At 43.9% G+C, this 5,464-nt stretch carries 3 protein-coding genes; 2 read left to right on the forward strand and 1 reads right to left on the reverse strand.

Annotated elements, in window-relative coordinates:
* The first annotated feature begins 360 nt into the window (after positions 1–360).
* Both BVH04_RS24745 and lysS read left to right on the forward strand, forming a co-directional pair.
* Entirely contained in the window at positions 361–1,542 is a 1,182-nt protein-coding gene (locus tag BVH04_RS24745; RefSeq protein ID WP_086544139.1) for a proline dehydrogenase family protein, read from the forward strand.
* A 171-nt stretch (positions 1,543–1,713) separates the two neighbouring features.
* Entirely contained in the window at positions 1,714–3,420 is a 1,707-nt protein-coding gene (gene lysS, locus BVH04_RS24750) for a lysine--tRNA ligase (protein ID WP_086544140.1), read from the forward strand.
* Between the two features lie 192 nt (positions 3,421–3,612).
* Here lysS and BVH04_RS24755 read toward each other — a convergent pair whose 3' ends face one another.
* On the reverse strand, positions 3,613–4,938 hold the full coding sequence (locus BVH04_RS24755) for a Gfo/Idh/MocA family protein (protein ID WP_086544141.1): 1,326 nt from the start codon (positions 4,936–4,938) through the stop codon (positions 3,613–3,615).
* Between the last annotated feature and the right edge of the window lie 526 nt (positions 4,939–5,464).

The raw sequence follows: 5,464 nt of genomic DNA on the forward strand, positions 1-5,464 counted from the left end.
TTAGTAATAGTTTTTGACACATTCACCAGACGTTCCGATGGAACGCATTCTTTAACGATTGCTCAGTTATTAGCAACCAATAGTTCTGTTGGGAAAAAGATGAGCTACCGAAGGTTTTTACGCAGTTGATGGTTGCAATTTCTTATTCTGTACGGCTGATTATTTTACGACTTTTCCTTCCGTAAGAAAGTCTTGGTGGAGAAAAATTCCTGTCCTGTGAGTTATTCGTTCCCTAAGTACGTTTGCCGAATTCCCTAATCTCCAATCTCTTTTCTCCCATCTCCATTCCCCCTCATTTATCCGAACAAAAGGAAAGCGAAAGGAGTTTTTTTGATATCTTTGCAGCTTTATTTCTGGAATATGCCCGTCAAACCCAATATTTCTTTTGAGAACTTAAAGGTTGCTTTTGCCTCAAAAAGTGATGCAGAACTAAGGAGAATGTACCTGGTTTTTGCCATGTTGAACAATAAGTTTATCTCTGATCTTGGAATTGCCCTGACGAATATTGGCTTTAAGCTTCATTTGCCTATCAAGGGAATCATGAAAAGGACAATGTTTGGTCATTTCTGTGGAGGAGAGACGATTGCTGAAAGTACTTCTGAAGCGCAGAAGCTAGCTGAATTTGGTGTGGAAAGCACACTTGATTACTCGGTAGAAGGGGATGGAGACGAGGCGAGTTATGATCATACTTGTGCTGAGATCCTGAAAACTATCGAGAAAGCTGAGAATCAATCCTCCTTGCCTTTCGCAGTTTTCAAAGCGACCGGACTGGGAGATTATGAAATCATGACCAAAGTGCAGGCTGGTGAGATTCTTTCGCAGGATCAAAGCATGGCTTTTGACAGAATGAAAAACCGTGTGGACCGATTGTGTCATGCAGCTTTCCATAAGGGAATAAAAATCCTGGTTGATGCCGAGGAATCATGGTTTCAGGATGTGATAGATGAGTTGGCTTACGATGCCATGGAGAAGTACAACCGGGAAACTTGCATCGTATATAATACCTATCAGATGTATCGTCACGATATGCTAGCTCGGCTGAAAGCAGCTAGAGAAGTAGCAAAAAGTAAGGGTTATTTATTTGGAGCTAAGCTAGTGCGTGGAGCATATATGGAAAAGGAAGCTGATCGGGCAGAAGAAATGGGCTATCCAAGTCCGATTCAACCAAGCAAATCAGCAACTGACGAAGATTACAATCTCGGTGTGGAGTTTTGCATTGAGAAGGACGTTTATTTGGTCAGTGGTTCGCATAATGAAGCAAGTAATCGCCTTGTGGTAGATCTGATTGAGAAACATGGCATAGACAAGAGTTCAGATCGCGTATTCTTTGCGCAGCTATATGGGATGAGTGATAATATCTCCTTCAATCTGGCGGATGCTGGTTACAGGGTTTTGAAATATGTGCCTTATGGGCCAGTAGAAAAAGTAATGCCTTACCTGATCCGCAGAGCTTCAGAGAATTCCAGTATTGCGGGGCAAAGCAGTCGGGAGTTTTCGATGATAAAAAAGGAAATTACAAGACGGAAGGTTAGTAAAGAGTAAACAGTCGCGGTGATCAGTTGGAGTCGCAGTGTGAAAAGTAAGTAGTAAAAAGTAAAAGGTGTGAAGTAGAAAGATGAAAGGTTATAAAGTTGTAAGTATGCGATAAGCATCGGACATCGATCAACTGACACCCAACAATAGAACAAGAACTTAAAAATTCAAATCAATATAATGCAACTTTTAAGCGAACAGGAAATAGAAAGACGGAAAGACCGGGAAGAGCTGATGAAGCTGGGAATCAATCCCTATCCTGCTGAGGCGTTCTCGATCAATGTCACTTCGGAGGATATTCATCGTAACTACGAAAACCGAAAGCTTGACTATAAAAATATCGAGATCGCTGGCCGTCTGATGAGCCGTCGCATCATGGGTTCTGCTTCATTTGGAGAGATTCAGGATGCTACGGGAAGACTTCAGTTCTACGTCCGTCGGGATGATATCTGTCCTGGCGAAGACAAGACCCTTTACAATTCTGTGTTTAAGAAGCTACTGGGAATCGGTGATTTCTTGGGGTTGAAAGGCTATATTTTTACTACTCAGACAGGTGAGATTTCTCTCCATGTTACTGAGATGACTTTGCTTTCCAAGTCTGTGAAGCCACTTCCTGTGGTGAAAAGAGACGAAGATGGAAACGTGCACGATGGATTTACAGATCCTGAGATGAGATACCGTCAGCGCTATGTGGATCTGACAGTAAATCCTGAGGTGAAGAAAACCTTCGTGACCCGTTCCAGAATCATTACCCAGATGCGCCGTTATTTCGACGATCACGGTTGGCTGGAAGTGGAAACGCCAATCCTTCAGGCCGTTCATGGCGGTGCTGCTGCACGCCCATTTGACACGCATCACAATACCCTGGATATGCCGCTTTTCTTGAGAATTGCGAATGAGCTATATCTGAAGCGATTGATCGTAGGTGGATTTGATGGCGTGTATGAGTTTGGGAAAATGTTCCGAAATGAAGGCATGGATCGTACACACAATCCTGAATTCACCTCCATGGAAATCTATGTTGCCTACAAAGATTATATCTGGATGATGGAAATGGTGGAGGAATTGATAGAGCAGGTCACAGAAGCCATTCATGGCAAAACCAAACTGACTGTCGGTGCAAATGAGATCGAATTTGCAGGACCCTACAGAAGATTGACCATGTACGATTCCATCAAAGAATTCGCTGGAATCGACGTGAGCAAGATGGATGAGGAAGGCTTGCGCAAAGTTTGTGGGGAGATGGGTATAGCAGTGGATACAAGTATGGGCAAAGGTAAATTGGTGGATGAGATCTTCGGTGAGAAGGTGGAGGCCAATTTGATTCAGCCAACTTACATCACAGATTATCCGATTGAGATGACGCCTTTGGCGAAAAAGCACAGAACTGAGCCGGGTTTGGTAGAGCGATTTGAGCTGTTCGTAAATGGTAAAGAAATCGCCAATGCTTACACGGAGCTAAATGATCCGATCGATCAGCGTGAGCGTTTTGAGGAGCAATTGAAGCTGGCAGAGAGAGGTGATGACGAAGCGATGGCGATGGATGAGGATTTCCTTCGTGCTTTGGAGTACGGCATGCCGCCAACCTCAGGTTTGGGGATCGGCATCGACCGTTTGACAATGCTACTGACGAATAATACCACAATCCAGGAAGTGCTATTCTTCCCACAGATGAGACCTGAGAAAAAGCAGGTGGAACTGACTGAGGAAGAGAAAGGAATTTTTGAACTCTTGAAGCTAGAATCTCCAGTTGCGTTGGCTGACTTAAAAGGGAAAGCTGGACTAAGCGGTAAGAAATGGGATGTAGCTATGAAAGGCCTTACAGGCAAAGGAGTTGCTAAAGTGACCAAAGACGGTGATGCTATTACTGTGTCGCTGGTAGATTGATTTTAGGCGCATTTATACATATAGAAACCGGGCTGAGAGGCTCGGTTTTTTTTGTGTGTGTTTTAGCCTCCGGTGGCTTTTATTTAGCCATGCGTTGCAACTCAATGAAAAATGATGAGCTTTTCAAAATATCGTCAAGCCTGAAGTGCCTTTCAGACATGGCGGGCAGGCACTTTAGGCTTGGCTCGATAGTTAAGAAATTATTTTCGGTAAAGTCCAAGGCGCTCTATAGTTTGGCCAAATCAATTCATTGGCTGCTGCATTTCCGGTAAATTCTCTTTTCGCTTCATCCCAAATCAATTCCTCCGCTCCAATTCTTGCGGCAATATTCGGAATATGCGCATGCAGCGCGGCGATTCTACCAGCCTCTGGGGGACAAATGGGTTGATTTCGGGTTTTGATGCATTCCACAAAATTGGCCACGTGGAGGTTATGACTATCAGTCATTCCTTCCAGTTTTTTGGCTTCTATTTTTGGGGCTTTCGCTTCTGGATCCCATTCCGGATAGATGTCATAGCCACCGCGATTGACTACCAGCGTGCCTTTCTCGCCAACATACCCTATTCCGTAAGGTTTGCCGTATGGCCCGGTTTGCAACCCACCATTCATATCGTAATTGATCAAAAAGTCCTTTTTTGGATAGAGGACATTCATCGTATCGAAGGTGTTTCGATCTCGATTCTCCTTATTGACATTGGCTGCGTAGGTAAGCACCTTGGAAGGCACGGCGGGATTATCTTCCACCCAGATCGCCATATCCAGCAGGTGGACACCCCAGTCAGACATCAACCCACCTCCATAATCCCAGAAATGTCGCCAGCTTCCGTGAAAGCGATTTGGGTTAAAACTTCTCGAAGGGGCAGGCCCCAGCCAGAAATCATAATCCACCCCCTCAGGTATCGGAGTCGTAGGTTGGATCAAGTTGCCAAGTCCGTAATTGAAGTTTGACCAGATATTCACCTTTCTGATTTTGCCGATGTAGCCGCTTTTCACCAAATCCCGGGCTTCGATAAAAGCTTGCCCTGACCGTTGCTGCTGACCCACTTGCATGATTCGATTGAACTGATTTTTTGCATTGACCATCAGCTCACACTCACCTATGGTATTTGCCATGGGCTTTTCTACATAGACATCCTTTCCGGCTTGGCAGGCGGCCACAGCGATCAGGCAATGCCAGTGATCGGGCGTACCGATAATTACCGCATCCACATCGCTGCGTTCCAGTAAGATTCTAAAGTCGGTGTAACGATCCGGTTTTTTTCCGGTTGCGGTTTCCACTTCTACAATTCTCCGATCGAGTACGTTTTGGTCTATATCACAGAGGGCTACACATTCCACTTCCGGAAGTGCGATGTGATGGAGAAGAATTCCAAATCCCATATTATTGCAACCTATGAGTGCTACCCGGACCCGGTCACTTGCAGCGACGCCTTGCTTGGCTTTCAGCAGAGAAGGGGCTAGCCAAAGTCCGCCAGCGATGATTCCGGTGGATTTGATAAAGGTGCGACGGTCAGTCATAGGGTTTGGGTTTTGGATTGGGAAAAGAATCTCGAATTCAAAATAGGGGAAATAGAGATGAATAGGAAGAATGGCTGCTTAAAAGACTGTTAATATTATATGATTATCCCGAATAATGCCAGTGGCCATTTTTTCTTTGATTTAGCAGACGCTGACCGATGACGTCCCGATAGTTACGGGAGAAGTAGCGTAAATACTTGAGTTCACCCAATTATAAGATGCTTTTGTCTCTTCAGTTGCAGAAAAGCGGATATATAAATAATAGGTTCTACCACGAATGTTGTGAAAACTTTGTATCCTAAAAGAATAAAAGTTTTAAGATTTCCAAAAACTGGCAACTGAATGGTCAAAATCAGATATAAAGCAGCCTGTAAAAAGAATAAACCACAAAGAATCAAAAGAAAACAAAAAGCGGGCTTTTGTTTTCTTTGTTACTTTGTGGTAAATAAATACGGATTTACTACACCATTTTAGAATTACTTCCATATTTCGAATCGGGTTATTTTAACAATTATTTTATTGATCT

This window comes from Algoriphagus antarcticus, assembly GCF_002150685.1.
Taxonomy (GTDB): Bacteria; Bacteroidota; Bacteroidia; order Cytophagales; family Cyclobacteriaceae; genus Algoriphagus; species Algoriphagus antarcticus.